General features: G+C 65.3%; 20 protein-coding genes and 3 tRNA genes. 16 read left to right on the top strand and 7 right to left on the bottom strand.

The features are described 5' to 3' along the window. Positions 1 to 17: 17 nt before the first annotated feature. Positions 18 to 2,936, top strand: a complete 2,919-nt coding sequence (locus QRN52_RS17885) for a family 78 glycoside hydrolase catalytic domain (protein ID WP_284754705.1) — start codon at positions 18 to 20, stop codon at positions 2,934 to 2,936. A 29-nt stretch (positions 2,937 to 2,965) separates the two neighbouring features. Continuing rightward, on the top strand, positions 2,966 to 4,738 hold the full coding sequence (locus QRN52_RS17880) for a DUF5605 domain-containing protein (RefSeq protein WP_284754703.1): 1,773 nt from the start codon (positions 2,966 to 2,968) through the stop codon (positions 4,736 to 4,738). Between the two features lie 142 nt (positions 4,739 to 4,880). Here QRN52_RS17880 and hutG read toward each other — a convergent pair whose 3' ends face one another. Then, complete coding sequence (hutG, locus tag QRN52_RS17875) at positions 4,881 to 5,846, bottom strand: formimidoylglutamase (RefSeq protein ID WP_284754702.1); 966 nt, start codon at positions 5,844 to 5,846, stop codon at positions 4,881 to 4,883. A 74-nt stretch (positions 5,847 to 5,920) separates the two neighbouring features. Then, positions 5,921 to 7,363 (bottom strand): NCS2 family permease, encoded by a 1,443-nt coding sequence (locus tag QRN52_RS17870; protein ID WP_284754700.1) that lies wholly within the window; start codon positions 7,361 to 7,363, stop codon positions 5,921 to 5,923. Positions 7,364 to 7,477: 114 nt separating this feature from the next. Between QRN52_RS17870 and QRN52_RS17865 the strand changes: the two genes are divergently transcribed. Next, a complete protein-coding gene (locus QRN52_RS17865; RefSeq protein WP_284754698.1) occupies positions 7,478 to 8,140 on the top strand; it encodes a copper resistance CopC family protein in 663 nt (220 codons plus the stop codon). Between the two features lie 38 nt (positions 8,141 to 8,178). Here QRN52_RS17865 and QRN52_RS17860 read toward each other — a convergent pair whose 3' ends face one another. Continuing rightward, positions 8,179 to 8,847 (bottom strand): NAD(P)/FAD-dependent oxidoreductase, encoded by a 669-nt coding sequence (locus tag QRN52_RS17860; RefSeq protein WP_284754736.1) that lies wholly within the window; start codon positions 8,845 to 8,847, stop codon positions 8,179 to 8,181. 396 nt (positions 8,848 to 9,243) lie between these two features. Here QRN52_RS17860 and QRN52_RS17855 point away from each other — a divergent pair, with 396 nt between their 5' ends. Both QRN52_RS17855 and QRN52_RS17850 read left to right on the top strand, forming a co-directional pair. Further along, positions 9,244 to 10,296: a universal stress protein gene (locus QRN52_RS17855; protein ID WP_284754696.1), complete on the top strand. Its 1,053-nt coding sequence runs from the start codon at positions 9,244 to 9,246 to the stop codon at positions 10,294 to 10,296. A 39-nt stretch (positions 10,297 to 10,335) separates the two neighbouring features. Further along, positions 10,336 to 13,134, top strand: coding sequence for a PEP/pyruvate-binding domain-containing protein (locus tag QRN52_RS17850; RefSeq protein ID WP_284754695.1), 2,799 nt, complete (start codon positions 10,336 to 10,338; stop codon positions 13,132 to 13,134). 9 nt (positions 13,135 to 13,143) lie between these two features. On the opposite strand, the gene QRN52_RS17845 is transcribed toward QRN52_RS17850, so the two are convergent. Continuing rightward, positions 13,144 to 14,064, bottom strand: coding sequence for a cation diffusion facilitator family transporter (locus QRN52_RS17845; RefSeq protein WP_284754692.1), 921 nt, complete (start codon positions 14,062 to 14,064; stop codon positions 13,144 to 13,146). Between the two features lie 10 nt (positions 14,065 to 14,074). Next, positions 14,075 to 14,557, bottom strand: coding sequence for a metallopeptidase family protein (locus QRN52_RS17840; protein WP_284754690.1), 483 nt, complete (start codon positions 14,555 to 14,557; stop codon positions 14,075 to 14,077). Positions 14,558 to 14,717: 160 nt separating this feature from the next. Between QRN52_RS17840 and QRN52_RS17835 the strand changes: the two genes are divergently transcribed. Beyond that, positions 14,718 to 15,770 carry a LacI family DNA-binding transcriptional regulator gene (locus QRN52_RS17835; RefSeq protein ID WP_284754688.1) on the top strand — a complete coding sequence of 351 codons (1,053 nt, stop codon included), beginning with the start codon at positions 14,718 to 14,720 and terminating at the stop codon, positions 15,768 to 15,770. 28 nt (positions 15,771 to 15,798) lie between these two features. After that, the gene (locus QRN52_RS17830) at positions 15,799 to 16,719 is read left to right on the top strand and encodes a carbohydrate kinase family protein (protein WP_284754687.1); all 921 of its coding nucleotides are present in this window, start codon (positions 15,799 to 15,801) and stop codon (positions 16,717 to 16,719) included. Positions 16,720 to 16,787: 68 nt separating this feature from the next. Here QRN52_RS17830 and QRN52_RS17825 read toward each other — a convergent pair whose 3' ends face one another. Further along, positions 16,788 to 17,714 carry a DMT family transporter gene (locus QRN52_RS17825; RefSeq protein ID WP_284754686.1) on the bottom strand — a complete coding sequence of 309 codons (927 nt, stop codon included), beginning with the start codon at positions 17,712 to 17,714 and terminating at the stop codon, positions 16,788 to 16,790. Between the two features lie 263 nt (positions 17,715 to 17,977). Between QRN52_RS17825 and QRN52_RS17820 the strand changes: the two genes are divergently transcribed. The 9 genes from QRN52_RS17820 to QRN52_RS17780 all read left to right on the top strand — a co-directional run bounded on the left by QRN52_RS17820 (position 17,978) and on the right by QRN52_RS17780 (position 21,502). Next, positions 17,978 to 18,050: transfer RNA gene (locus QRN52_RS17820), tRNA-Glu, on the top strand. A gap of 100 nt (positions 18,051 to 18,150) precedes the next feature. After that, a tRNA-Asp gene (locus QRN52_RS17815) sits at positions 18,151 to 18,224 on the top strand. A 50-nt stretch (positions 18,225 to 18,274) separates the two neighbouring features. Then, positions 18,275 to 18,350: transfer RNA gene (locus tag QRN52_RS17810), tRNA-Phe, on the top strand. A gap of 303 nt (positions 18,351 to 18,653) precedes the next feature. Beyond that, the gene (locus QRN52_RS17805; RefSeq protein WP_284754684.1) at positions 18,654 to 19,127 is read left to right on the top strand and encodes an Asp23/Gls24 family envelope stress response protein; all 474 of its coding nucleotides are present in this window, start codon (positions 18,654 to 18,656) and stop codon (positions 19,125 to 19,127) included. Then, positions 19,124 to 19,315 carry a DUF2273 domain-containing protein gene (locus QRN52_RS17800; RefSeq protein WP_284754683.1) on the top strand — a complete coding sequence of 64 codons (192 nt, stop codon included), beginning with the start codon at positions 19,124 to 19,126 and terminating at the stop codon, positions 19,313 to 19,315. Before QRN52_RS17805 ends, QRN52_RS17800 begins: the two co-directional genes overlap by 4 nt. Then, positions 19,312 to 19,695 (top strand): hypothetical protein, encoded by a 384-nt coding sequence (locus QRN52_RS17795; protein ID WP_284754682.1) that lies wholly within the window; start codon positions 19,312 to 19,314, stop codon positions 19,693 to 19,695. The genes QRN52_RS17800 and QRN52_RS17795 overlap by 4 nt, the downstream gene beginning before the upstream one ends. Next, on the top strand, positions 19,692 to 20,387 hold the full coding sequence (locus QRN52_RS17790; RefSeq protein ID WP_284754680.1) for a DUF6286 domain-containing protein: 696 nt from the start codon (positions 19,692 to 19,694) through the stop codon (positions 20,385 to 20,387). Before QRN52_RS17795 ends, QRN52_RS17790 begins: the two co-directional genes overlap by 4 nt. Beyond that, positions 20,384 to 20,995: a hypothetical protein gene (locus QRN52_RS17785; RefSeq protein ID WP_284754679.1), complete on the top strand. Its 612-nt coding sequence runs from the start codon at positions 20,384 to 20,386 to the stop codon at positions 20,993 to 20,995. The genes QRN52_RS17790 and QRN52_RS17785 overlap by 4 nt, the downstream gene beginning before the upstream one ends. A gap of 201 nt (positions 20,996 to 21,196) precedes the next feature. Beyond that, positions 21,197 to 21,502 (top strand): hypothetical protein, encoded by a 306-nt coding sequence (locus QRN52_RS17780; protein ID WP_284754677.1) that lies wholly within the window; start codon positions 21,197 to 21,199, stop codon positions 21,500 to 21,502. A gap of 123 nt (positions 21,503 to 21,625) precedes the next feature. On the opposite strand, the gene QRN52_RS17775 is transcribed toward QRN52_RS17780, so the two are convergent. After that, positions 21,626 to 23,527, bottom strand: coding sequence for a glycoside hydrolase family 13 protein (locus QRN52_RS17775; protein ID WP_502869726.1), 1,902 nt, complete (start codon positions 23,525 to 23,527; stop codon positions 21,626 to 21,628). Positions 23,528 to 23,530: the final 3 nt, after the last annotated feature.

The raw sequence follows: 23,530 nt of genomic DNA, 5'->3' as shown, positions 1-23,530 counted from the left end.
TTCCGAAAGGCCCATCCGTGACATCAACCTCCCTGGCACCGCAGCCAGCATGTCTCCGCCAGACTTCTGTCAGCCGGTTCAGCGCTGAGTACCGGACTGATACCGCCTTCGTGGCCAATCCGCGGCCGCGGCTCAGCTGGGTCGTCGCCACGGACGGCACAGATTGGCAGCAGGCCCGTGCCGAACTGCGCTTGACCCGCGCGGGCGCTGTCGAGTCGGCAGTGCACGAAGGCCCTGAATCGGTGCTGGTGGAGTGGCCTTTTGCGGCCATCGCCGCCGGGGAGCAGGTGGCAGTCGAGGTGCGGGTCTCGGGGAACGACGGCGGCACAACCGCTTGGAGCGAACCCCTGACTTTGGCGGGGGGTTACCTTGACGGGCCGTGGCAGGCCAAGGCAATCGGGCTGCCCTTCCTTGCCGGAGTGGAGATTCCGCTCGGACAGCCCGGCCAATTGCGGCACGAATTCACGGTGGGCCCGGACTTGGCCAAAGCCACCCTGTTCGCGACTGCGCATGGTGTGTACCAGGCCGAAATCAACGGCTCGGAAGTGGATGACCAAGTTCTGAAACCGGGCTGGACTGCCTACGCCGACCGTCTCAACCACGAAACCACCGACGTCACCGCGCTCCTCCAAGCGGGGGCCAACGCCATTGGTGTGTGGCTCGCGGGAGGCTGGTACACGGAAAAGTACGGTTTCCACGGCTTCGCCAAGCCGATCTACGGCGAGCAACCGGCCGTCAAAGTGGAACTGCATCTCGAATACGCCGACGGCACACGTCAAACCGTGGCCAGCGGACCGGACTGGCGGGGAACCACAGCGGGCCCACTCGTTTCCAGCGGCATCTACGCGGGAGAAGCCTTCGATGCGCGGCGCATCGAGGCCTCCTGGTCATCGCCGGGCTTCGACGATTCGCACTGGCTTCCCGCTTCCTTGGACTCCGGAGCAGTGAATTCCAGGGCTGCGGACTCCAAGTCATGGGTGGAAGCAACTCCCGCCGTGGCGCCTCCGGTCCGTCGGATCGAAGAACTGCCTGTCAGGGAAGTCCTGACCACGCCTTCCGGCGCCACCGTCCTGGACTTCGGCCAGAACCTGGTCGGACGCCTGCGGATCCGGGTCAGCGGCGATGCAGGACATCGGATCATGCTCCGCCACGCTGAGGTCCTGGAGGAAGGTGAACTGTCCCTTCGTCCGCTTCGCCTCGCTGCCGCTACGGACAGCTTCACGCTCGCCGGCGGCGGGGAGGAGGAATGGGAGCCTCGCTTCACGTTCCACGGGTTCCGCTATGCACAAGTAGACAACTGGCCAGGCGAGCTGGACCCGGCGGCGATCACCGCCGTCGTCATCCACAACGACATGCGCCGCACCGGCTGGTTCGAGTGTTCGGACCCGATGCTGAACCGACTGCACGAGAATGCCTTGTGGGGAATGCGCGGCAACTTCCTGGCGCTGCCCACGGACTGCCCGCAACGGGATGAGCGCCTGGGGTGGGCCGGAGACATCCAGGTCTTCAGCCCGACGGCCAGCTACCTCTACGACTCCTTGGGGTTCCTCAGCTCCTGGCTGCAGGATCTCGCCATCGAGCAAAGCCACCGTAATGGCGTGGTGCCCATTGTCGTTCCGGCGGTGCTCGGCATGCTGGAATCGCCGGTGGCCGCCTGGGGTGACGCTGCCACCGTGGTTCCGTGGGTGCTCTATGAACGCTTCGGCGACCGCGGATTGCTGGGCCGGCAGTACCAAAGCATGCGCGATTGGGCCGATGCGTTGCTCCGCGTCCGCGACAGCTCCGGGTTGTGGCAGGGCCAAATGCAGCTGGGCGACTGGCTGGACCCGGCAGCACCGCCGGACAAGCCCGGCGCCGCCCGCACCCATGGAGACATCGTGGCCAGCGCCTACCTTTTCCGTTCCCTCGAGCTCACGGCCAAGGCCGCGGCCGTGCTGGGCGCCGACGACGACCACGGCAAATACTCAACTCTCGCCGAAGACGTGCGCAGCGCGTTCCTCGCCGAATACGTCACGCCCTCCGGCCGCATTGTTTCCGATGCGCAAACGGCCTACTCGCTGGCACTCATGTTCGGGATCAGCACGGATCCCGTTCAGCGCCAGGCACTTGGTGACCGGCTCGCCGAACTCGTTCGGCTGGGCGGCTACAGGATCGCCACCGGCTTCGTCGGCACGCCCCTCATCGCGGACGCCCTCACCGTCACCGGGCACATGGAGGCCGCCGAGCGTTTGCTCACCCAGACCGAATGCCCCTCCTGGCTTTACCCGGTCACCAAGGGCGCCACCACCATCTGGGAACGCTGGGACTCCATCCTGGAGGACGGCACGGTCAACCCCGGCGAAATGACCTCCTTCAACCACTACGCGCTCGGTGCCATTGCCGATTGGATGCACCGGACCGTTGCCGGCCTGGCTCCTGCTGCGCCGGGCTACCGGAAACAGCACATCGCTCCGCGTCCGCTCCGCAGCCTGCAGAATGCCGGCACCTCACACGAGACGCCGTACGGCCTGGCCAGCGTGGCCTGGAAACGTTCCGGCGAGCGGATCCTCGTGGAAGCCGTCGTGCCTCCGGGGACTACCGCCGTCGTTTCCTTGCCGGACGGATCCGAAAAGTTCGAGGTGGGATCCGGCCGGTACTCCTGGGACGTGCCCGACGCCGCTCCTGCCGCGGCGCACGGTGCCCTGTCCCTGGACTCGCCGCTGTCCGCCATCATGGACGATCCCGAGGCATATGCGGCAGTCTGGCAGGCCATCGACGCGCACGATCCCGCCGCGGCCGCCCAATTCCGCAAGGACACCGTGTGGTACCGCCAGACCTCCCTGAACCAGGGGCTGATCTTCACTCCAGCGCCCATCAAGGAAGACATCGGCTCCGCATTGTCTGCACTGAGCGGCACACGCGCTGCTGTCCCGTCCCTTGCTCCACGAGAACACTGACCTGAGAACACTGAACCGAGAAGGCAAAGATGACCACTTTCACCGCTGAAAGCCCCCTGTACTTCGTGATGCGGCACGCGAAAGGCAACCGCATCCTGAGCGAACGCGTCCCCACGCTTGTGAACAGCCCGGCGCTGCACACGCTCTACTTCCACGAGGTGGGCACCATCCTGGGAACCGAGGGCGCTCTGCAGGGGAAGCCCGGGGAAACCGCGGAAATCCTGCGCCTCCTCGGCGAGTTGGAACCCGAGGATCTTGTTGCCCAGCGGGCCGCTGAGGCGGCGGCCGATCTTCCCGCGCCGGCGGGGGACTATGAGCCGGGCTCGGTGGTGCGCGGCAGCGCAGCGGCGGAGTACCCGACGACGGCGGCCGCCCTTGAGCGCTTCGAGCTCACCCTGGCCGGGCCCTCGCACGGCAACCCGTTCACCGACGTCGAACTCCGGGCCGTGTTCACCGCGCCGTCCGGTGACACGCTGAGTGTGCCCGGTTTCTATGACGGCGACGGGAGCTACAAGGTCCGGCTCCTGATTCCGGGCCCGGGGGAGTGGACGTTCACCACCACCAGCAACGCGCGCTCGCTGGACGGCGTCGCCGGCGTGTTCATGGCCGCTGAGCCGGTTGCAGGGGCGAAGGGCGTGGTCCGGGTGGCCGAAACCTTCCACTTCGCCTACGAAAATGGGACCCCGTACCTGCCCATCGGCACTACGTCCTACGCGTGGACGCACCAGGGCGACGCGCTGGAGAAGCAGACCCTGGATACTTTGGCGGCTGGTCCGTTCAACAAGATGCGCATGTGCGTTTTTCCGAAGTCCTACCTGTTCAACGAGAACGAACCGGAGTTCTACCCCTTCGAAGGATCGCTCGCTGCCGGCTTCGACTATGACCGGCCCAACCCGGAGTTCTACCGGCACCTGGAACACAGGATCGGGCAGTTGGAGGAGCTGGGGATCGAGGCGGACCTGATCCTGTTCCACGCGTACGACCGCTGGGGCTTCTCCACGATGAGCCCGGGCCAGGATGACCGCTACCTGAAATATGTCGTGGCCCGGCTGGCTTCGCACCGGAACATCTGGTGGGCCCTGGCCAACGAGTACGATCTCCTGTTCCGCAAGACCACCGAGGACTGGGAACGCTTCGCGGGCATCGTCCAGGCCAACGATCCCAACGGGCACCTGCTGTCCATCCACAATTGCCATGCGTTCTACGACTATTCCCGGCCGTGGATCACGCACAGCAGCATCCAGCGCCAGGACGTCCACAAGACGGCCGAATTCACCGGGGAATGGCGGGAGCGCTGGCAGAAACCGGTGGTCATCGACGAATGCGCCTACGAGGGCAACATCGACCAGGGCTGGGGAAACATCACCGGCGAGGAAATGACACGGCGGTTCTGGGAAGGGGCCGTCCGGGGCGGCTACGTGGGCCACGGCGAGACCTACATGCACCCGGCTGACGTGCTGTGGTGGGCCAAGGGCGGCGAATTCCATGGCAGCAGCCCGGAGCGGATCGCCTTCCTGCGCCGCATCCTCGAGGAAACCCCGGGCGGATTCCTCGAGCCTCTGCCCAGCGCCTGGGACGTCCCCACCGCCGGCATCCGGCACGAGTACGAGATCAGCTATTTCGGGTTCAACCAGCCCACGTACCGGAACTTCGTGATGCCCGCCGGCCGGAAATACGAGGTGGACATCATCGACACCTGGAACATGACCATCGACACCTTGCCGGACGCAGCAGAAGGACGCTTCCGCTTGGAGCTGCCCGGCCGTCAGTTCATCGCCGTCAGGCTCCGCGCCGTCGGCTGAGCCGGCTTCACGCGCGGCGGCCCGACTGCCGCGCCTCAGCCCAACTAACTAGCACTTAATGTCGTTTTGAGGGCTCATAACGACAACAAATGCGAGCCAGTTGGGTGGCCCGGGTGGGTGGCCCGGGCGCTACGGGGAACGCCTACGCCAGCAGCGTGTTCACCAAGCGCGCCGCCACCTTGGCGGTCCGCGAGTCGATATCGAACTCGGGGTTGAGCTCGGCGACGTCCAAGTGCAGCAGCTTGCCGCTCGCGCCAAGCTGCTTGCACACGGCGCTGATGATGGGTAGCGGCACGCCATAGGCCGCCGGCGCGCTCACCCCGGGAGCCACCGACGCCGGCAGCACGTCCAGGTCGATCGTCAGGTACAACACGTCAACGGTGTCCAGGAACTGCGCCACGAAATTGTGCACGGCCTCGGCGGAGCAGTCCTCGTCCAGCAGGTATTTAACGCCCAGCCGGTCCGCAGTATTGAAGAGGGTGCGCGTGTTGTTGGGCTCAGAGATTCCGACGACGGCGTAGTTCAGTTCGCGGCCCTCGGCGGCTTCCGCTCGAGCCATCTGCAGGAACGGTGTGCCCGAGCTCGGCACAGGCTCATCCCGCAGGTCGAAATGCGCGTCCAGGTTCAGGACTCCGAGGCGCTTGCCGCCCCTCACGGCCTCCGAGCCAGCCACGCCCAGGTAGCTGGCGAAAGCAGTTTCGTGCCCGCCGCCAAGCAGCACCGTGAGCTTGCCGGCGTCGAGCAATTCCGAAATCACGCGGCCCGCGCGCTCCTGGCCCGCCTCCAGCGAGCCGTCCTCCACAACGACGTCTCCGGCGTCGAACACGTCCCGGTCCAGGTGGAAAGCCAGCGGACCCAAAGCATGCCGGATCGCCTCCGGGGCGGCCGCCGCGCCAACACGGCCTTTGTTGCGCCGCACGCCCTCGTCACTGCGGAAGCCCACGACGACGGCGGGCCGGGAGCCCGCTCCCGCCGCGCCAGGGGCGGCTGCATCGGGAGTGTGGGGCGCCACGGCCTGCCACCAGCGGCGGTGCTCATCGCCGTCGCCGTCGAATCGGCCGGTCCACGGCATCGGGCGGACATCGGCGATAGCGGGGGAAATCTCCATGATTCAAGCTCAGCGCATGACGGTACCGAAAAACACGGCTTGCACGCCGCGGGTGTCCGGTATTCCGGAAAGGCCTACTTGACGCCCAGGAGTTCCTCGACCGGGCCGATCCCGAAGAACAGCAGGAACGCCGCGGCCACGGCCCACATGAGCGGATGGACTTCGCGGGCCCGGCCCTGGAAGGTGCGGATGAGTGCGAAGGAGATGAACCCTGCGCCCAGGCCGTTGGCGATCGAGTAGGTGAACGGCATGAGGGACATGGTCAGGAACGCGGGAATGCCAAGGCCCCAGTCCTGCCAGTGGATCTTGCCTACCTGGGACACCATCATGAAACCAACCACCACCAAGGCGGGAGCGACGGCCTCGAACGGGACCAGGTTGATGAGCGGGGTGAAGAACATGGCCACCAGGAACAGCAGGCCGGTCACCACCGAAGCCAGGCCGGTGCGGGCACCTTCGCCGATGCCGGCACCGGATTCCACGAAGATCTGGTTGGAGGACACGGACGAGCCGCCACCGATGATTGCGCCGAGCGCGTCCACCTGCAGGACACGGTCCACGTTGGGGATGTTTCCGTGCTTGTCGATGTTCCCTGCTTCCCTGGCCAAGCCCACCATGGTGCCCATGGCGTCGAAGAAGATGCTGAGCAGGATCACGAATGCCAGAAGCGTGGCGGCGATGATGCCAAGATGCTGGAACGCGCCGAGGGGGTTCGCCTTGCCGATCAGGGACAAGTCCGGAGCGGCCCACTCGGTGAACTTGGGCGCAACCAGGGACCAGCCGCGGGGATTGTAGGTCTTGCCATCGAAACTCGGACCGATGTGCAGGGTGAATTCCAGGATGGCCGCGAGGGCCGTGGAGACGATGATGCCGATCAGGATCGCGCCACGCACCTTGCGGACCACCAATGCGATGGTCAGCACAAGGCCGACGACGAATACCAGGGTGGGCCAGCCAAGCAGCTTCCCGTCGACGCCCAGGCCTAGCGGGACCGTGGTGCCGGCGGCGTCCGGGATACGGCGCACGAAGCCCGCATTGACCAGGCCGATCAGCGCGATGAAGAGGCCGATGCCCACCACGATCGCGGTTTTCAGTGCCTCAGGTACCGCTTTGAAGACCGCGGTCCGGAAACCCGTGAGCACCAGGATCAGCATGGTCAGGCCCGAAAGCATCACCAGGCCCATCATGTCCGGCCACGTCAGGCCCGGATGTGAGGCGATCGTGACTGCCACGAAGGCGTTGACGCCAAGCCCGGTAGCTATGGCGAAGGGGTGCTTGGCCCAGGCTCCCATGAGGATCGTCAGGATGCCGGCTACGAAGGCCGTGGTGGCGGCGACGGCGGCGAAGCCAAGGGAAGCGCCACTCGAGTCCGCCCCGGAGAGGATCAAAGGATTGAGCACCACGATGTAGCTCATGGCAAAGAACGTCGCGAAGCCGCCTCGGATTTCTCGCGAGTAGTTGGATCCGCGTTCCGAAATCTTGAAGTAGCGGTCGATGGCTGAGCCCTGCTTGAGCATGGAAGTCTCCGGGGATCGGGGAAGTGTGCTCTCAAATCCTATGCCCGTGGCTTCGGCCCTCCCACGAATTCGCCTAGTCTGTAAGGAATCCAACACCAAGGGAGTCATTCGCTCATGCGCCCTATCCGCCAGCTGCTGGCCGTCGTCGTCGCTGCCACAGCGGTTCTTTTCTCTGCCGCCCTGTTCTCGGCGGCACCGGCCTTCGCGCACGACGTCGCCGAGTCAACGTCACCGGCCAACGGCTCAACGGTTGCCAGCGTCCCGGACTCCGTGTCCATCACCTTCAACAACCGGCCGCTCCTGCTCGGCTCACAGATCCGGGTGAACGACGCCTCAGGCCAGAACTGGGCAGATGGTTCCGTCGAGATTGTGGACGCCGTGGTGTCGCAGAAGCTGCGTCCTGGCGCTCCTGCCGGGGTATTCACCGTCATCTGGCGAGTTGTCAGTTCGGATTCACACCCGATCGAAGGCACCTTCACCTTCACCGCCAAAGCAGGAAGTACGACGGCGGGCGGCGGCTCCGCGAGCACGGCACCTTCGGTGGAGGTGCCCACGGCCGGGACTGCGGCGCCGGGTTCGACGACGACGCCCGAGAAGGTGCCCGATGCCTCCCAGCCGTTCCCCTGGAGCATTGTGGTCTTCGCGGTGGTGGCCGCGGGCCTGCTGGTCTTCCTGGGCATCACTGCACGGCGCCGGCTGGCCGGTGCGGATTCCGGGGATGCCGATGATTCCGGCGACTCTGATGCTGCTGGGGACGAGGACTCCAAGGACTCATAGGAGTCCGCCCAAACCTCGGTTTTCTGTGCGGACTCTTTCTAGGCCAGGGCAGGAATAGCTGCAAAGGTACCCGTCAGGGCCCCGTGGACGCTGTCCGGGTGGACCTTGGCGGAAATCGCCTGGCCCACCACCTTGGCTTGGCGCAAGACTTCCTTTGGTGTGGGTGTGGCAAGTTCGCCGACCCCAACCAAGTACATTCCGATTGCGCGCATGGCCGCGACGAGGTTCTGGCCGATGGCGATGCCGAGTTCGGCAAGCATTCGCCGCAACTGGCTCTGCCCGCAGCGGGTGACAACGACGTGGTCGGCCAGCAGCACTCCGTTGGCGGTGTGGACGGCCCACTGGTACGAGGAGACACCCGAGGAGCCTGAAACTACCGATCCGGAAATCACGGTCCCCACGGCAGCTTCGTCCAGGCGATCGAGGCGGACAGCCCGGGTGGTACTCCGCACATCGAGGCCGTGACTGGCTGCGTAATTGCGCAGGTGCCTCAGGATTTCGCTGCGCTCCTGGAGGCACGCGGCGTCGGCGGCGTCGCAGCGCTGCAGGATGCCGGTGTTGAGCGCCTGCAAAGGTCCGGGGACATACATCCCGTCCACCACGATGGCGTCTACGCCGTAACGGCTGAGCTCGCTTGCCACGGCCAGGCCGGGCATGCCGGCACCGATGACCACGGTGGTGGTGCGTTCCGTACTCGCAGCAGGCATGGTTGACACAGCTTGGCTCCTCTTTGAAGGTGCGTTGCCGAAGCAACACCGGGGTGGCGTCCGGGTCCCCAAGCGGTCGCGAATGATGGCCGTTGATGTGTTGAAAAACACGATCCCCGGTCACCAGTGCCTCGAACATTACAGAAGAAATCGCGTGGTGGATAGCCCCCGCATCGGCATGTCTGCCGCCACGTTTTTCGCGCCACGGTTCGGCAGATTTCCACACCCCTGGCGGGTTTCCACATAGGCTTCTTCCGGCTTGATTCGGCCCTTGCAAACGAGAATAGTGAGCATTGGAGACCGCAACTCACTGCAGTCAAGCGAGAAACACGTTGTGGGCGCGGCCTCTGGCAGAATAGCCGCAACATCAGCCAGCAGTGCGAGGAGGCAGGCCCCATGGACCAGCACGGCAAACACTCTGAGAGCCATGAACCAGAGACCGAAGGCAACGGAGAGGAATCATCCATTGCCCCCGGCGGAATTGTGGTGGGCGTTGACGGCAGCGAACACGGCCAATGCGCCCTTATTTGGGCCGCCCGCGAGGCCGAACGCAGGCAGCTTCCCCTGCATGTAGTCACGGCCTACTCCGTGCCCATCTTCGCGGCTTCCGGCCTGGACGGCGGCTATGCCACAGTGGATGACTCCGTTATCCGGGACGGTGCGGAAGCAATAGTCAAGCAAGCCCTTGAGAAGGTCTCCGGCTACGCCATTGACGTCGATGGCTCGGTGGAGAACGGAGACGCCTCCGGCGTGCTGCTCGATCTGTCCGAAACGGCCGAGCTCCTGGTCTTCGGTACGCGGGGACGCGGAGGGTTCGTGGGCAGGCTCCTGGGCTCCGTGAGCAGTGCCTTGCCGGCGCACTCCAAGTGCCCCACCGTGACGGTCCCGCTCTTCTGCGCGGACCGATTGGGTGAAACCACAGAGGACAAGCACATCAAGGCCGAGCGTGCGAAGGCCGGCTCCCGCGTTGTTGAGAATGTGGTCGCGGTGGGCGTGGACGGCTCGGAACAGGCCCGCGTCGCCGTCTTGGAGGCAGCAGAGCAGGCCCAACGCATGGGCGCGAAGCTACGCGTTATTTGCGCCGTCCCCGAGTACAGCGGCTCCTTGGCGTGGGTTCCGGCACCCCTGGACCGGGAGGCACTCTTCAAGGACATCAGGGTTCAGCTGGACGCAGGCTTGGCGTGGCTCAAGAGCCACTTCCCCAAGCTCCCGGCGGAAACGCAACTCCTTGATGGTTCGCCCGTGGAAGTCCTCGTGGAAGTGAGCCGCGGGGTCGAACTCGTGGTGCTGGGTACGCGTGGGCGCGGCGGCTTCGCAGGAATGCTCCTCGGATCGACGTCGGACGGAGTCCTGCACCATGCCAAAGGGCCCGTGCTCGTTGTTCCCGACCGCGAGGATCCCAGGCTGGCGGACCGCGTCAAATTCGGTCCCATGCTCGGCGCCGCATAGCAGGCAAGCCCAAGGACCGGTGGACGCAGGCGGACGGCAATGGCGGAGCACGCACAGCCCGGGGAAGCATCGCGCTTAATCGTCGAGCTGCGCCGGATCCGGGCAACCATGCTTCCAGAGGTCGGCGGCAAAGCTGCCAATCTCGGCGAAATGATCTGGGCGGGACTACCGGTCCCGCCCGGATTCTGCCTGACCACCGAGGCTTACCGGCGCGCGCTTCAGCCCGATGGAAGCCCCGAGTCTGCGCTCCCAAACCTTCTCCGTGGCCTTGAGGCCGTGGAACCCCGCGACCTTGAGGGGCTCGCTTCCCTCGCGGCCCGCGCCAGGGAAGCAGTGCTCGACGCCGGCATGCCCGCCGACGTCGAACGTGCCGTTCGCTTGGCCTACTCCGCACTGGGCCCGGAAGCCCCGGTGGCCGTTAGGTCCTCCGCCACCGCCGAGGACCTGCCCTTTGCGAGTTTCGCGGGACAGCAGGACACCTACCTGAACATCGTGGGGGCCGACGCCGTGCTGCAGGCCGTCCGGAAGTGCTGGGCCTCCCTGTGGACGGACCGGGCAGTCAGCTACCGGTCAAGCAACGGGATCGACCACGCCACGGTGACGCTCGCCGTCGTCGTCCAACGGATGGTGGACGCTGAGGCTGCAGGGGTGTTGTTCACGGCCAATCCGGTGACCGGGCGGCGCCGCGAGGCGGTCATCGACGCTAATCCCGGGCTTGGTGAGGCCGTCGTCTCGGGCGCCGTGAATCCGGACCACTTTGTGGTGGATTCGCTCACCGGCAGGATCACGGAACGACGGATCGGCGACCGGAAACTGGTGATTCGCTCCATTCCTGGCGGCGGGACCGAAAGGCTCGATTCGCCCGGAACCTTCGGCGCGCCTCCGCGAACCGAAGACGGAACCGCCGGGGACGCTTGCCTTGCCGACTCCCAGATCAGGGCGCTCGCTGTCCTCGGCCAGCGCGTCGAGGAGCATTACGGAGCACCGCAGGACACTGAATGGGCCATCGATGGCGACGGCAAACTGTGGCTCACCCAAGCGCGCCCCATCACCACGCTCTACCCGCAAATGACCCGGCAACCCGCAGTCCCCGGCCCGCACGCATACCTTTGCTTCAGCCTCGCCCAGGGCCTCACCCGTCCCCTGACTCCCATGGGCCTCGCGGGCATCAGGCTCATGGGGTCCTCGGTGGCCGGCGCGGCGGGATTCCGGGTCACCGAGCCGCGGGACGGGCCTTCGCCCTATTACGAGGCGGGACAACGGATCTATTTTGACCTCACTTCGGTGCTCCGGAGCAAGGCCGGGCGCGCCATTGTGCCCAGGATTTTCGACGTCATGGAAGCACGTTCGGCGGCCATCGTACGCGCCCTGTTCGACGACCCGCGGTTCGCCGTCACCAGCAAGACGCCTTTCAAACTGCTCAGGCACGTTGGGCCGATCGTGCTCCGCTTCCGCCTCCCCGAGACGCTGCTGCGGGCGCTCTTTCGACCCGACGTTGCCCTCGACAAGGTGGAACGGCTGGGCGGGAAGCTGAAGGCCACGCATGAAGTCCCCGCCGATGCGACCCCTCGTGAAAAGCTGGACCACGCCGAGCGGATACTGCGCGAGGAATTGTTCCCCATACTGCCCAATATCCTGCCCCCGGTAGCGCTCGGCTTCGCGATGATGGGGCTAGTCCGGAAGATACTTGGCGAACAGGCCTCCTGGGGTGAGCTACAAACCATCATCCGCGGACTGCCCAACAACATCACCACCGAAATGGACCTTGCCCTGTGGCGGCTCTCGACCAGCATCCGCGACGACCCCGCTTCAGCGGAGGCCTTTACCGGCGGCGATCCCGCTGTGCTCGCGCAGAGCTACCGCGACGGCGGGCTGCCCGCAGTCGCGCAATTGGAATTGGCCTCGTTCCTGCGCGACTATGGGCACCGGGCCGTCGCGGAAATCGACCTGGGCATGCCCCGCTGGTCCGACGACCCCACCCACATCATCGGAGTGCTGGTGAATTACCTTCGCCTCGACGATCCCCGCCTTGCGCCGGACAAACAGTTCGAAAAAGCAGCCCACGACGCCGAGGAGCAGCTCGCCGTTCTGGTGGCCCGTGCGCGGTCCAAGAGTCCGCTCCACGCCAGGATCGTGAAAATGGCACTCGAACGGACACGCATGTTTGCGGGACTCCGCGAGCTTCCCAAGTACCACCTTGTGCTTGGCTTCGCCGCGGTCCGCGCCCAGGTTTCGGAAGTAGGGGAGACCTTGGCGGAAGCGGGAGTCATCGGAGACGCGGGCGACGTCTTCTTCCTGGATTTCAACGACGCCCGCCGCGGCTTGGATGGCACGGATCTCCACGAGTTGGTGGCACGGCGGCGCGAGTCTTATGACCTTGAACTCAGGCGCCGGCATGTGCCACGCGTGTTGCTCTCCGACGGCACCGAGCCGGAAGCCCTGCCCGCCGGTTTCCTGCGCAGCGGGACTGGGGCTCCGGCGTCGGGGGCCGCAGCGTCGGATGGCGCGCTGCCCGACGGCACGCTACTGGGAACCCCGGCTTCGGCGGGAACGGTGACGGCAGTTGCCCGGGTGATCATGGACCCGGTGGGCGCGCATCTCGAACCGGGAGAAATCCTGGTGGCCCCCTCTACGGATCCCGGCTGGACGCCGCTCTTCCTGACCGCCGGAGGGCTCGTGATGGAGATGGGAGGGCCCAACTCCCATGGAGCCGTCGTGGCCCGTGAGTACGGGATTCCCGCAGTCGTGGGCGTCCCGGATGCCACTTCCCGGATCAGTTCAGGCGATACGGTCACGGTGGATGGCGCCACGGGGACGGTGGCCATCCAGCCCCGCTAGGCTGGGCCCCTACGCGTGCTGGTGGGTTTCGTGCGCCGAGTGGCCGGCCGGTTCCAGTTGGAAGGTGCAGTGCTCGGTGTCGAAATGCGAGCCGAGGCAGGAACCGAGTTGGTCCAGGAGCCGGTCGGCACCGGTGGCGTCCAGGATCCGGTCCTCAACCACCACGTGGGCCGAGAAGACCGGAACGCCCGAGGTGATCGTCCAGATGTGGATGTCGTGAACGGCCACCACGCCCTCAACGGAGAGGATGTGTTCGCGGATCATTTTGACTTCGACACCCTTGGGCGTGGCCTCCAGCAGGACATCAACCACATCGCGCAAAAGGTGCCAGGCGCGGGGCAGGATCATGAGCGAGATCAGGATCGAGGCGATGGGGTCTGCCGCCCGGAAATCGGTGACCATGATGACAATCGCAGCCACGATGACAGCGAACGAACCCAAAAGGTCACCGAGGACTTCGAGGTAGGCGCCGCGGACGTTCAGGCTCTCCTTCTGGGCTCCTCGCAGGATGAGGAGCGAGACCAGGTTGGCGACAGCACCCAGAATGGCGGCAAAGAGCATGACGTCGGTGCGGATTTCCGGTGCCTCCCCGAAACGGCGGAGTGCCTCGATGAAGATCACCACTGAGATCACGATCAGGATGAGGGCGTTGGCCAGCGCGGCCAGGACCTCGGCGCGCTGGTACCCGTAGGTGCGTTGATCACTCGCCGGCCGGGTGGCTATCCAGGCGGCAAGCAACGCGATGAAGACGCCGGCGGCGTCGGAGAGCATGTGGCCCGCGTCAGCCAGCAGCGCGAGGGAACCGGAGACGACGGCGCCCGCCACCTGGACGAGGACCACTCCGAGGGTGATGGCCAGGACAGCGATCAGCCGCTTCCGATGCTTTCCGGTTGCGGTGCCGCCGTGCGAGTGGTCGTGATCGTGCCCCATGCCTACAAGGCTATCCCCAGCCTAGTTCGTGCAAACGGTCGTCGCCGATGCCGAAGTGGTGGGCGATCTCATGGATCACCGTGATGGCCACCTCGTCGATCACTTCCTGGCGGGATTCGCAGATATCCAGGATCGGTTGCCGGAAGATGGTGATCCGGTCCGGGAGGGAACCGGCATCCCACCAAGAGTCCCGTTCCGTCAATGGCACGCCCTCATACAGGCCCAGGAGTACGGTGTCCGGTGCGTCCCCGGGCTGCGGGATGTAGTCGTCCTCGATGAAGATGGCCACGTTGTCCATGGCCCGGGCCGCCTTGTCCGGGATGAGGAGCAGGGCATCGCTGACGGCCGCCTCGAAGTCTTCCGGCGACATCTCGAACGGAACGGTATTGAACGAGACCGCACCCGCCCCAGGGAGCGGGGAGGAAATGCGCTGGCCGCCAGGGGCATCGCCGTCGGGAACGATCGGCAGGCCGGGAGGTAAGTTCGCGGGCATGTTCTGACTCTAGTCCGCAGCCCGGCCATTGACGCCGGATGTGATGACAGCTACAGTTTTCCGGGCTGGTAATTCGTATAACCGGGCCCCAGGTTAAGCCCAGCCAGTCGTGCGGATCCTGTGACAAGCACACCCGAGTTCCCAGCAGACAGGCCAGCCCATGACCCGACCCGGCAGCCGCTCCGGCACGACAATGAATGACGTCGCTGCCGCGGCCGGTGTTTCCCAGGCCACGGTTTCGCTGGTGCTCAACGACGCCGCGGGAACCAGGTTCTCGGAGGAAACCCGGCAAAGGGTCCATGCTGCCGCCGTCGAACTGGGGTACCGGACCAACGCCCACGCCAAAGTGCTCCGCGACGGCGTTGCCGGGATGATCGGCTTCGTCGGCGACTTCGTGGCCACGGCGCCATTCGCGGGCAAGATCATCGAGGGTGCCCAAGCCCGGGCTTGGGAGGCCGGGCTGCTCCTCCTGACCGTCAACACGGGCGGGGACAAAGCCCTCGAGGCCGCTTCGCTGGAGACCATGCTGTCCTACAAGGTGGCCGGAGTGGTCTACGCCGCCATGTACCACCGGGTCCTTGACGTGCCGGACGTCCTGGCGGAGGTGCCCGCCGTCGTGCTCAATTCGCGCGACCGATCCGGACGCTTTCCAAGCATCGCCCCGCAAGAGGAGCTGGGCGGGTACGCCGCCACCAAACGGCTGGTGGACGCCGGTCACCGGCGTATCGCGATGATCAATATCGGCGCGGTGGACGGCGAGCTTCCTGCCGCCGTCGGACGCCATGCGGGCTATCTCCGAGCGCTCAAGGAGGCTGGCCTCCATCCCGACCCCTGGCTCCACCGCATCGGCGATGGGCATGAATCCGGCGGTTTCGACAACGCCTTGGCACTCATGACGGGTCCGCAGCCGCCCACTGCCATCTTCTGCGCCAACGACCGCACCGCGTGGGGCAGCTACCAGGCGCTTGCCCAACTCGGACTGTCGATCCCGCACGATGTGTCGCTGGTGGGGTTCGACAACCAGGAAACGCTCGCCCCGCACTTGCGGCCCGGGCTGACCACGCTGGAACTGCCTTTCCTTGAGATGGGCCGGCGCGCCATCGAACTGCTGCTGGCCGGTGCCGAACGCGACGGCAGTACCGAATACTTTGAATGTCCCCTCGTCGAACGCCATTCCGTGGCGGCGCCCCTGAAAACCACTATTAGCCACTGAAACTCCCCAACCAAGGAACAGGAAACGCATGAACCACTCGCACCTTGCGTCCGAGCCGCTCGACGTCGTCGTGGTCGGCGAAGCGCTCATCGACATCGTGAACTCGCCCGGAGGGCAGACGGAATACCCCGGCGGCTCGCCGGCGAACGTCGCCTACGGCCTCGGGCGGCTCGACGTGAAAGCCGGGCTGCTGACCGCCGTCGGGCGCGATTCCCGTGGCGAGTCGATTGCGGCGCATCTGGCAAGCGCCGGTGTGGTTGTCCTGCCGGGTTCGCAATCGCTCGCGAAGACCGCGACGGCGACGGCGGAGATCGCCGCGGACGGTTCGGCCGAGTACACCTTCGACATTGAGTGGAAGCTGGCTCCTGCGGCACTCCCTTACGCCCCGAAGGTGCTGCACACGGGTTCGATCGCTACCTTCCTCGAGCCCGGGGCCGGCGTCGTCAGGAACCTTTTGGAGCAGGCGCAAGGTGGCTGCATCGTCACGTACGACCCCAATATCCGCGCGGACCTCCTCGGCAGCCACAGTGAGGCTCTCCGCATTTTCGAGGAGCTCATACCGCTGACCAGCGTGGTGAAGCTCAGCGACGACGACGCGTTCTGGCTCTACCCCGGCAAGTCCTTGGAAGAGACTGCCAAGCACATCCTGGGCCTCGGTGCCGGCCTGGCGGTGGTCACGCGAGGCGCCGAAGGCTCCTTGATGGCGACGCCGCACACTCAGTTGACGGTTCCCGCTGTGACCTCGGTGGTGGCGGACACGATCGGCGCCGGCGATTCCTACATGTCTGCGCTGATTCTTGGGCTGCTGCTGCGCGGAAGCCAAGGGCTTGCGCCCACGGTCCTCGAACGCATCGGGCAGACCGCCTCCATGGCCGCAGCCATTACCGTGGGGCGGCCTGGAGCCAACCCGCCCACGCACCGCGAGCTTCTTGCCGGGATGGCAAGGTAGCAGCGGCAGGGGTTCGACGGCGGCGGGGCTCCTTGGCCCCGGGTCGCCCGGCTTCTTGACGCCGAACCTTAGCGGGAGCGGCTTCCTTTGGGGGAGCGGCGCCGCGTCAGCCCGACACCCACGAGGCAGATAACGCCGCCCACGAGGCCCCAGATGGTGGGGATCTCCTTGAGGACCGCCCAGGAAATCAGGATCGTGGTGCCCGGAACCAGGTACGTCGTGGCGGCGAGTTTCCCGGCCTCGATGAGGGACAGCGCATAGGCCCACGTCGTGAAAGCGATTGCCGTGGGGAAGATCCCCAGATACACCAAGCCGAGAGTGGCTGGAAGGGGCGCTGCCTGCACTTCGGCCACCAGTTGGCCGGCCCACGGCAGGCAGCACACGGCCCCCACCATGATGCCAAACCAGGTGGCCTGTGCCGCGGAGAACGTGCGCAGCACGGGCTTCTGGACAATCACGCTCACAGCGGCAAGCACAGCGGCAAGGAGGCACAACAACACTCCGGCGACATCCGCCGTCGAGCGCTGTCCCGAACCGAGCGCGATCAGCGCAACACCGCCGAATGCCACAAGGCTGCCGATGATCAGCCAGCGCGGGAAGCCTTCTTTCAGGACGACGCCGGCGAGGACGGCGATCAGGATCGGCGAGACGTTGATGAGCATGGCGCTCGTTCCGGCATCGAGCATGTGCTCGGCGGCGTTCAGGGCGAGGTTGTAGCCCGCGAACCACATGACGCCATAGGCCAGGATCGGAAGCCATTCGCGGCCTCTGGGCCAGCGCTTGAGCCGGGGCAGGGCGACAAAGCCGAGCGCGACGGCGGCAACCACCAGCCGTCCGAGCGTCAGGGAGCCGGGGGAGAAGCTGGGTCCCACGGCGCGGATGCCTACGAAGGCGGATGCCCAGAGGACAACGGTGACGATGACGGCGGCGATGCCGAGCTTACTGATGGTCCGGGAGGGAGTGGTCGCCGGAGAGATTGGGGTGCTTGCGGCCATGATGCCAATCTAGCCCGCGAGGGGCACCACGGACTGGCGGAATTCGGACGTCTTTCAACAAGAAACCGCCAACTCTGGTGCAGTGGATTTGAACCGGGTGTTGAGGCCGGTTTGCGTTCTGGTTTGCGTCCTGGTTTGCGTTCCGCGACGTGCGATTTGGGAATATCCCCGACTATGCTCTAAAGTTTTAGAGTCCAGTTCGGACGAGCGAGAAGCGGTAAACGCATAGCGTTGTTGACCGTCGCGAATTCGGATTGTTCCAGGCCCCCATCGTCTAGCGGCCTAGGACACCGCCCTTTCACGGCGGCGGCACGGGTTCGAATCCCGTTGGGGGTACGCAAGGAACTGGTCAAGTCAGGCTGAAAAGTCTGGTAAGCTGGAAGCCTTGAAAAAAGCGGTAGAGATACTGCAAGCGTAGTAGAGATACTACAAGCAAGGCCCTGTAGCGCAGTTGGTTAGCGCGCCGCCCTGTCACGGCGGAGGTCGCGGGTTCAAGTCCCGTCAGGGTCGCTTTGATTGCCGGAAGGAATTCCGGCAATCATGGTGACATTGTCACCTAAGGCTCTGTAGCTCAGTTGGTAGAGCGTTCGACTGAAAATCGAAAGGTCACCGGATCGACGCCGGTCGGAGCCACCACTGGGAAGCGTCAGTTCTTCGGAACTGGCGCTTTTCTTCATTTAACCTGCAGTGGAAAAGCCTGGGGTTATTCAGTTTGTGCCTAAAAGGGCGAATATATCCATGCGCACGCGCCATTTTCACGCCTACGCGACGGATTCTGCTCAATCACTCGAATGGACAAACCCCGGAGCCTTGGAATCACGCGGCCGGCCACCTACACGACTCGGAGTGATCCAGCAGAATCTCACGGCGACGGCCGGCTTGTCTCCGCCTTGTCTTGGCCAAGCGCTAGGGTGGTACTCAAGAGAAGGGGAGGGCTAAATGGACCAGCAGGAAAGCTACACCGCGCCTGAACCGGAAGCCGTTGGGGCTCCGGTATCCGAGGACCGGCAAACGGTGGCAGGAAGTGGCCGCACAGTGATCTCGGATTCCGCTGTCGCCAAGGTTGCCGGTATTGCCGCCAGGGCTGTTCCAGGTGTCTATTCCCTCGGATCGGCTCCTTCGCGCGCCCTCGGAGCCATCCGCGATGCCGTCGGCAGCCAGGACCATGCTGCGGGTGTCCGCGCCGAGGTCGGAGAAACCCAGGTGGCCGTGGACATCAATCTTGTGGCCGTCTATGGATACCCTTTGCATGATGTCGCCAACCAGGTCCGCGCGGCCGTCTATCGGGCGGTCGAATCGTTGGTGGGCCTGGAAGTCATTGAGGTCAACGTTGAGATCAACGACGTCTACGTCGCTCCGCCCATCAAAGCCGGAACAAAAGGCGCATTATCGGAAAGGGAGCCACTCCAGTGAGCATGACTGTTGTCGGGATCGGGATCGGCGCCTTCGTGGCGTTTATGGCTTTCCAATTCGGGCTGTGGGGTTTTATCATCGCCCTTCTCTTCATGGGCATCGGTGCGCTTCTCGGCCGCGCCGCGGACGGAAAGCTTGACCTGCGCACCGTGCTGGATGCCCTCACCGGCCGCCGTTCATCGTCATGAGTTCCACGGCTGAGGCTGTGCAGCCAGCCGTCTCCCTGGCTGGCCACAACCGAATCAGCACCCAGGCCCTCACCACTTTGGCCCAGGCGGCCGCCGCGGAAGCGCTCGGTGTCTCGGCGCAGGATGTCCGGGCCGAATGGTCGGACGACGACGGCCTCCTGGCACTCTCGGTTGTCGCCCCGATCCGTGTGCCCTCGCTGACGGAAGTCCTCAGGGACCCCCTGCGGGTAGCGGGATATCGGGGCACGGTCTGGGAGCGGGCCGTAGCTGCCAAAACGGCCATTCTTGAGCGCGTCACCCAACTCAGTGGTTCCACCTTGAGCCGCGTGGATATCCGGATCAGCGGCGCACGCATCAGCGAAGGAGCTCGCGTCCGATGAGCCACGCCCAGACCCCGCACGCCCGGCGCAGCCACGCGGACGCTACGCACGCGCAGACGGCCGACGGCGAGACCCCCGGCATCCAGACACCAGGGACCACCGATTTCGGCGACCGCATCGACGTCGGACTCCGGCGCATCCTCAAGCGCGAGACCCGTTCCTCCCGCGCGGGAATGGCGGGGCTGGCCGCGGCCGTTGTGATCGCGGCCTGTGTCTATGCGCTTCTCGAATCCGCTTTGCGCGCCATTGGCCAACCACCGTGGCTCATCGATCCGCAGACGGCTGCTGAACGGCTCACCGCCCTGCCAGGAGGGATTTCCCCTTTGCTGCTCGGTTCCCTCGGCGGCGTCGTGGCCATGGTGGGCCTGATTTTCTTCTTGAACGCGGTCCTGCCCGGCCGAAAGTCCCGCCACTTGCTTGAGGATCCCCGGGCCGGAGTTGTGGTGGACGACGAGGTCATCGCTTCTGCACTGGCCCGCGCTGCCCGGACGGCGGCGAATGTCACCCAGGAGCAAGTCATGGTGGTGGTTTCCCAACGGCTGGTTGTGGTCAACGTCCGTCCCACCTCGGGCGTGCCCTTGCACGAGGAACGGGTCCTTGCCGCCGTCGAGGATGAACTTCAAAAGATGGCCCCTTCGCCCATGCCTTCGGTCCGTGTCAATGTCGCTACGTCGGGGGTGATCGGGGCATGAACGGCACTCCGCACGTCCTCAACCGCATCCTGATCGGCATCCTTGGCCTGAAGCTGCTGGCCATCGGCATTCTCCTGATGCTGCTCGCCACTGTTCCCGCCGTGGGAAGTTGGTGGCAAGGCTGGTCCACCGGGCTCTGGGAACACGCCAAGTACCTCTCTGAGCAGACCCGCATTCCAGGACGGGAGGAAAGCTGGCTCTGGGTTGCCGCAGCAGCGGTGCTGGTTGTCGTGATCGTGCTCATGGTGGCCTGGGTGTCGCAGCAAGGCAAAGGCCGGGCAAACCTCATCGTGTCCGAGTACGATGACGCCCGGACCGCCGGCGATGTCAGCATCGGCGGGAACCTTGCCGAACAGGCGCTCAAGGCGGCCCTCGCGGAACGTACGGATCTCGCGGGCGTCACGGTGGCAACCTACGAGGTCAACGGTAGTCCCGGGCTCCGGATCAGGGTCCAGCCCCGTCAAGGCGTTTCCCCGCACACGCTGGCCGCTGACGTCTCCAGGCTCGTGGAGGCGTTGGACATAGTGGTGGGACGCAAGACTCCCGTGTTGATTCATATCGGGGCCGGCGCGAGGACCAGGTTCAGCAAGGCCGAGCGCGTTCGTTGAACTGACACGCAACCGTTGTTAATCGGATAGCCATGTTCCTTTCCCGGGCGTTTTGCGTTGCAGAGGTGTCCGTGGGGCCATAGTTTGAAGGGTAGGGGGAACTCTTCCCTTTGGTTGGGCTTGCCCCGGCCGGCACCGGACCTTGGGTCCGAGTCAAGCCGATGGACCAGAACACTTTGGACCAGGAACAAGGAGAAAACCATGAGCGAAGAAGTCAACAACATCAAGCAAAGCGCCGAAGCCGCAGCTGAACAGGCCAAGCACGCAACAGGCGATGCCGCTGAGCACGTCAAGGAATTTGCCGGCGAGGCGGTCGGGAATGCGAAGGAATTTGCCGGCGACGCCGCGGAGCACGTCAAGGAGTTCCTCTCGGGTGACGTGGCTGAGAAAGCCAAGGAAATCGCGGGTGACGTTGCCGGCAACGCCAAGGACCTCGCTGGTGACGTGGCCGAGAACGCCAAGGGCCTCGGCTCCAAGATCGCCGGCTTCTTCAAGGGCGGCAAGTAGGCTCCACGCCGGATCATTACGGCGCCTTCCTGACCCTCTTTGGCTAGAGAACGGGGCCGACACGCACAACTTGCTGCGTGTCGGCCCCGTTTCCGTGCGAAAGAAGGTCAGGAACGACGTCCCCTAAAGCGCCACGATGTACGCCCCGCTGTTCGGGACAATCGAAGCCCCGCCCGAGCCGCCATCGCTGGACAGCTCCACCCGGAGCCCTGCCGGTACGGGGAGAGCTGCAGTCCCCATGTTGACCACTACCAGCACGTCCCGGTTGTGGAAGGCCAGGACTCCGTTGGCGGGATCGTGCTCCTCGGCCCACTGGAACGTGCCCGAACCCAGCCCGTGGGCCCTGCGGAATGCGAGGACGGAGCGGTACAGCTCCAGGGTGGAGCCCCCGACGCCGGCCTGGACGTCCGCCGCCAGCTCGCCGAACGCTTCGGGCTGGGGCAGCCAGGGCGCCGCAGGCGCTCCACCGGCAGTACCGGCTCCGCCCGTACCTGCCGACGCCGCTTCCGAGAATCCGAAGCCGGGTTCCGCGGATTTCCAGGGCAGCGGCACGCGGCACCCATCGCGGCCGCGCTCCACGCCCTTGGTACGGAAGAATGATGGGTCCTGGCGAGCCTCGGCCGGCAGGGACGTGTGCTCCGGAAGGCCGAGTTCCTCACCCTGGTACAAATAGGCCGAGCCAGGCAGGGCGAACGACACCATGGATGCCGCGCGCGCCCGCGCGAGGCCCAGGGCGGCGTCGGGCTGTTCGTCTTCCGCCGCTATTCCCTTGGGGAAAGTGGTGGGATCTTCCAGCCCGAAGCGGCTGGGGTGTCGGACCGTGTCGTGGTTGCTCAAGACCCAAGTGGAAGGAGCCTCGACGGATCCCGCCGCGTCCAACGAAGATTCGATTGCCTCCGCCATGCGCTCCGCGTCCCAGCCTGCCAAGAGGAAATCGAAGTTGAAGGCCTGCTGCATTTCATCCTTGCGCACGTACCGGGCCAAGCGCTCAGCAGGCTCCACCCAGGCCTCGGCAACCAGCATGCGGTCGCCGTCGTACTCGGCGAGGACTCTGTGCCATTCGCGGTAGATCTCGTGGACGCCGTCCTGGTCGAAGAAGGGCGACGGCGGGTCCAGCGGCGGCTTGACCTTGTGCTCGACGGCGGTCGCGACGGGCCCGGCGGAGTTATCGGCTGCGGGGACAATGTGCAGCCTGGCCGTGTGCGGTTCGACGGCTTCGCTGTGGGCGCCTGGTGCGGATAAACCACCTTCAACCATGGCGGCAGCGCCGTCCCAGTCCGGCAATCCGGCTTCTTTGACCAGGCCGTGGGCAACATCCACCCGGAACCCGTCAACTCCGCGGTCCAGCCAAAAGCGAAGTACCGAACGCATCTCATCATGGACCTCGGGGTTCTCCCAGTTGAGATCGGGCTGCTTCGTATCGAAAAGGTGCAGGTACCACTCGCCGGGAGTGCCGTCGTCGTTCGTTAGGCGCGTCCACGCAGGGCCGCCGAAGATGGATTTCCAATTGTTGGGGGCCAAAGCCCCGTCCCCGGAACCCGGCTTGGAGTCTTTGCCCGGGTGGAACATGTAGCGCTCGCGTTCGGGGGAGCCGGGGGCGGCTGCGAGGGCTTCGCGGAACCATGCGTGCTCGTCCGAGGTGTGGTTGGGCACGAGGTCGACAATCACTTTGATGCCCAGGCTATGTGCCTTCTCCAGCATGGCGTCGAAGTCATCCAGGGTGCCGAAGAGGGGATCCACGGCCCGGTAGTCCGCCACGTCGTATCCGGCGTCAGCTTGCGGCGACTTGTAGAACGGGGAGAGCCACACGGCATCCACGCCCAAACTTTGCAGATAGGGCAGTTTCGCCGTGACCCCGGCAAGGTCGCCCATGCCGTCGCCGTTGGCATCGGCGAAAGAGCGGGGATAGATCTGGTAGACGACGGCGCTGGCCCACCACGCGGAATTGTTGGAACCGGGGGTTGGGATCGGGGAGTGCGGCACTGGATTCCTCTCGATGACACATTTTTGTGTAAACGCTTGCATTAC

This window comes from Arthrobacter sp. efr-133-R2A-120, from assembly GCF_030209835.1.
GTDB lineage: Bacteria > Actinomycetota > Actinomycetes > Actinomycetales > Micrococcaceae > Arthrobacter.
The sequence above is the reverse complement of the archived record's forward strand: the minus strand, read 5'-3'. Positions and strand labels throughout refer to the sequence as shown.

Excerpts from the sequence above, each read along its gene's own strand:
- QRN52_RS17880 (WP_284754703.1), top strand. The coding sequence starts at position 2,966 with ATGACCACTTTCACCGCTGAAAGCCCCCTGTACTTCGTGATGCGGCAC.
- hutG (WP_284754702.1), bottom strand. The coding sequence starts at position 5,846 with ATGGAGATTTCCCCCGCTATCGCCGATGTCCGCCCGATGCCGTGGACC.
- QRN52_RS17870 (WP_284754700.1), bottom strand. The coding sequence starts at position 7,363 with ATGCTCAAGCAGGGCTCAGCCATCGACCGCTACTTCAAGATTTCGGAA.
- QRN52_RS17865 (WP_284754698.1), top strand. The coding sequence starts at position 7,478 with ATGCGCCCTATCCGCCAGCTGCTGGCCGTCGTCGTCGCTGCCACAGCG.
- QRN52_RS17860 (WP_284754736.1), bottom strand. The coding sequence starts at position 8,847 with ATGCCTGCTGCGAGTACGGAACGCACCACCACCGTGGTCATCGGTGCC.
- QRN52_RS17855 (WP_284754696.1), top strand. The coding sequence starts at position 9,244 with ATGGACCAGCACGGCAAACACTCTGAGAGCCATGAACCAGAGACCGAA.
- QRN52_RS17850 (WP_284754695.1), top strand. The coding sequence starts at position 10,336 with ATGGCGGAGCACGCACAGCCCGGGGAAGCATCGCGCTTAATCGTCGAG.
- QRN52_RS17845 (WP_284754692.1), bottom strand. The coding sequence starts at position 14,064 with ATGGGGCACGATCACGACCACTCGCACGGCGGCACCGCAACCGGAAAG.
- QRN52_RS17840 (WP_284754690.1), bottom strand. The coding sequence starts at position 14,557 with ATGCCCGCGAACTTACCTCCCGGCCTGCCGATCGTTCCCGACGGCGAT.
- QRN52_RS17835 (WP_284754688.1), top strand. The coding sequence starts at position 14,718 with ATGACCCGACCCGGCAGCCGCTCCGGCACGACAATGAATGACGTCGCT.
- QRN52_RS17830 (WP_284754687.1), top strand. The coding sequence starts at position 15,799 with ATGAACCACTCGCACCTTGCGTCCGAGCCGCTCGACGTCGTCGTGGTC.
- QRN52_RS17825 (WP_284754686.1), bottom strand. The coding sequence starts at position 17,714 with ATGGCCGCAAGCACCCCAATCTCTCCGGCGACCACTCCCTCCCGGACC.
- QRN52_RS17805 (WP_284754684.1), top strand. The coding sequence starts at position 18,654 with ATGGACCAGCAGGAAAGCTACACCGCGCCTGAACCGGAAGCCGTTGGG.
- QRN52_RS17795 (WP_284754682.1), top strand. The coding sequence starts at position 19,312 with ATGAGTTCCACGGCTGAGGCTGTGCAGCCAGCCGTCTCCCTGGCTGGC.
- QRN52_RS17790 (WP_284754680.1), top strand. The coding sequence starts at position 19,692 with ATGAGCCACGCCCAGACCCCGCACGCCCGGCGCAGCCACGCGGACGCT.
- QRN52_RS17785 (WP_284754679.1), top strand. The coding sequence starts at position 20,384 with ATGAACGGCACTCCGCACGTCCTCAACCGCATCCTGATCGGCATCCTT.
- QRN52_RS17780 (WP_284754677.1), top strand. The coding sequence starts at position 21,197 with ATGAGCGAAGAAGTCAACAACATCAAGCAAAGCGCCGAAGCCGCAGCT.
- QRN52_RS17775 (WP_502869726.1), bottom strand. The coding sequence starts at position 23,527 with ATGCAAGCGTTTACACAAAAATGTGTCATCGAGAGGAATCCAGTGCCG.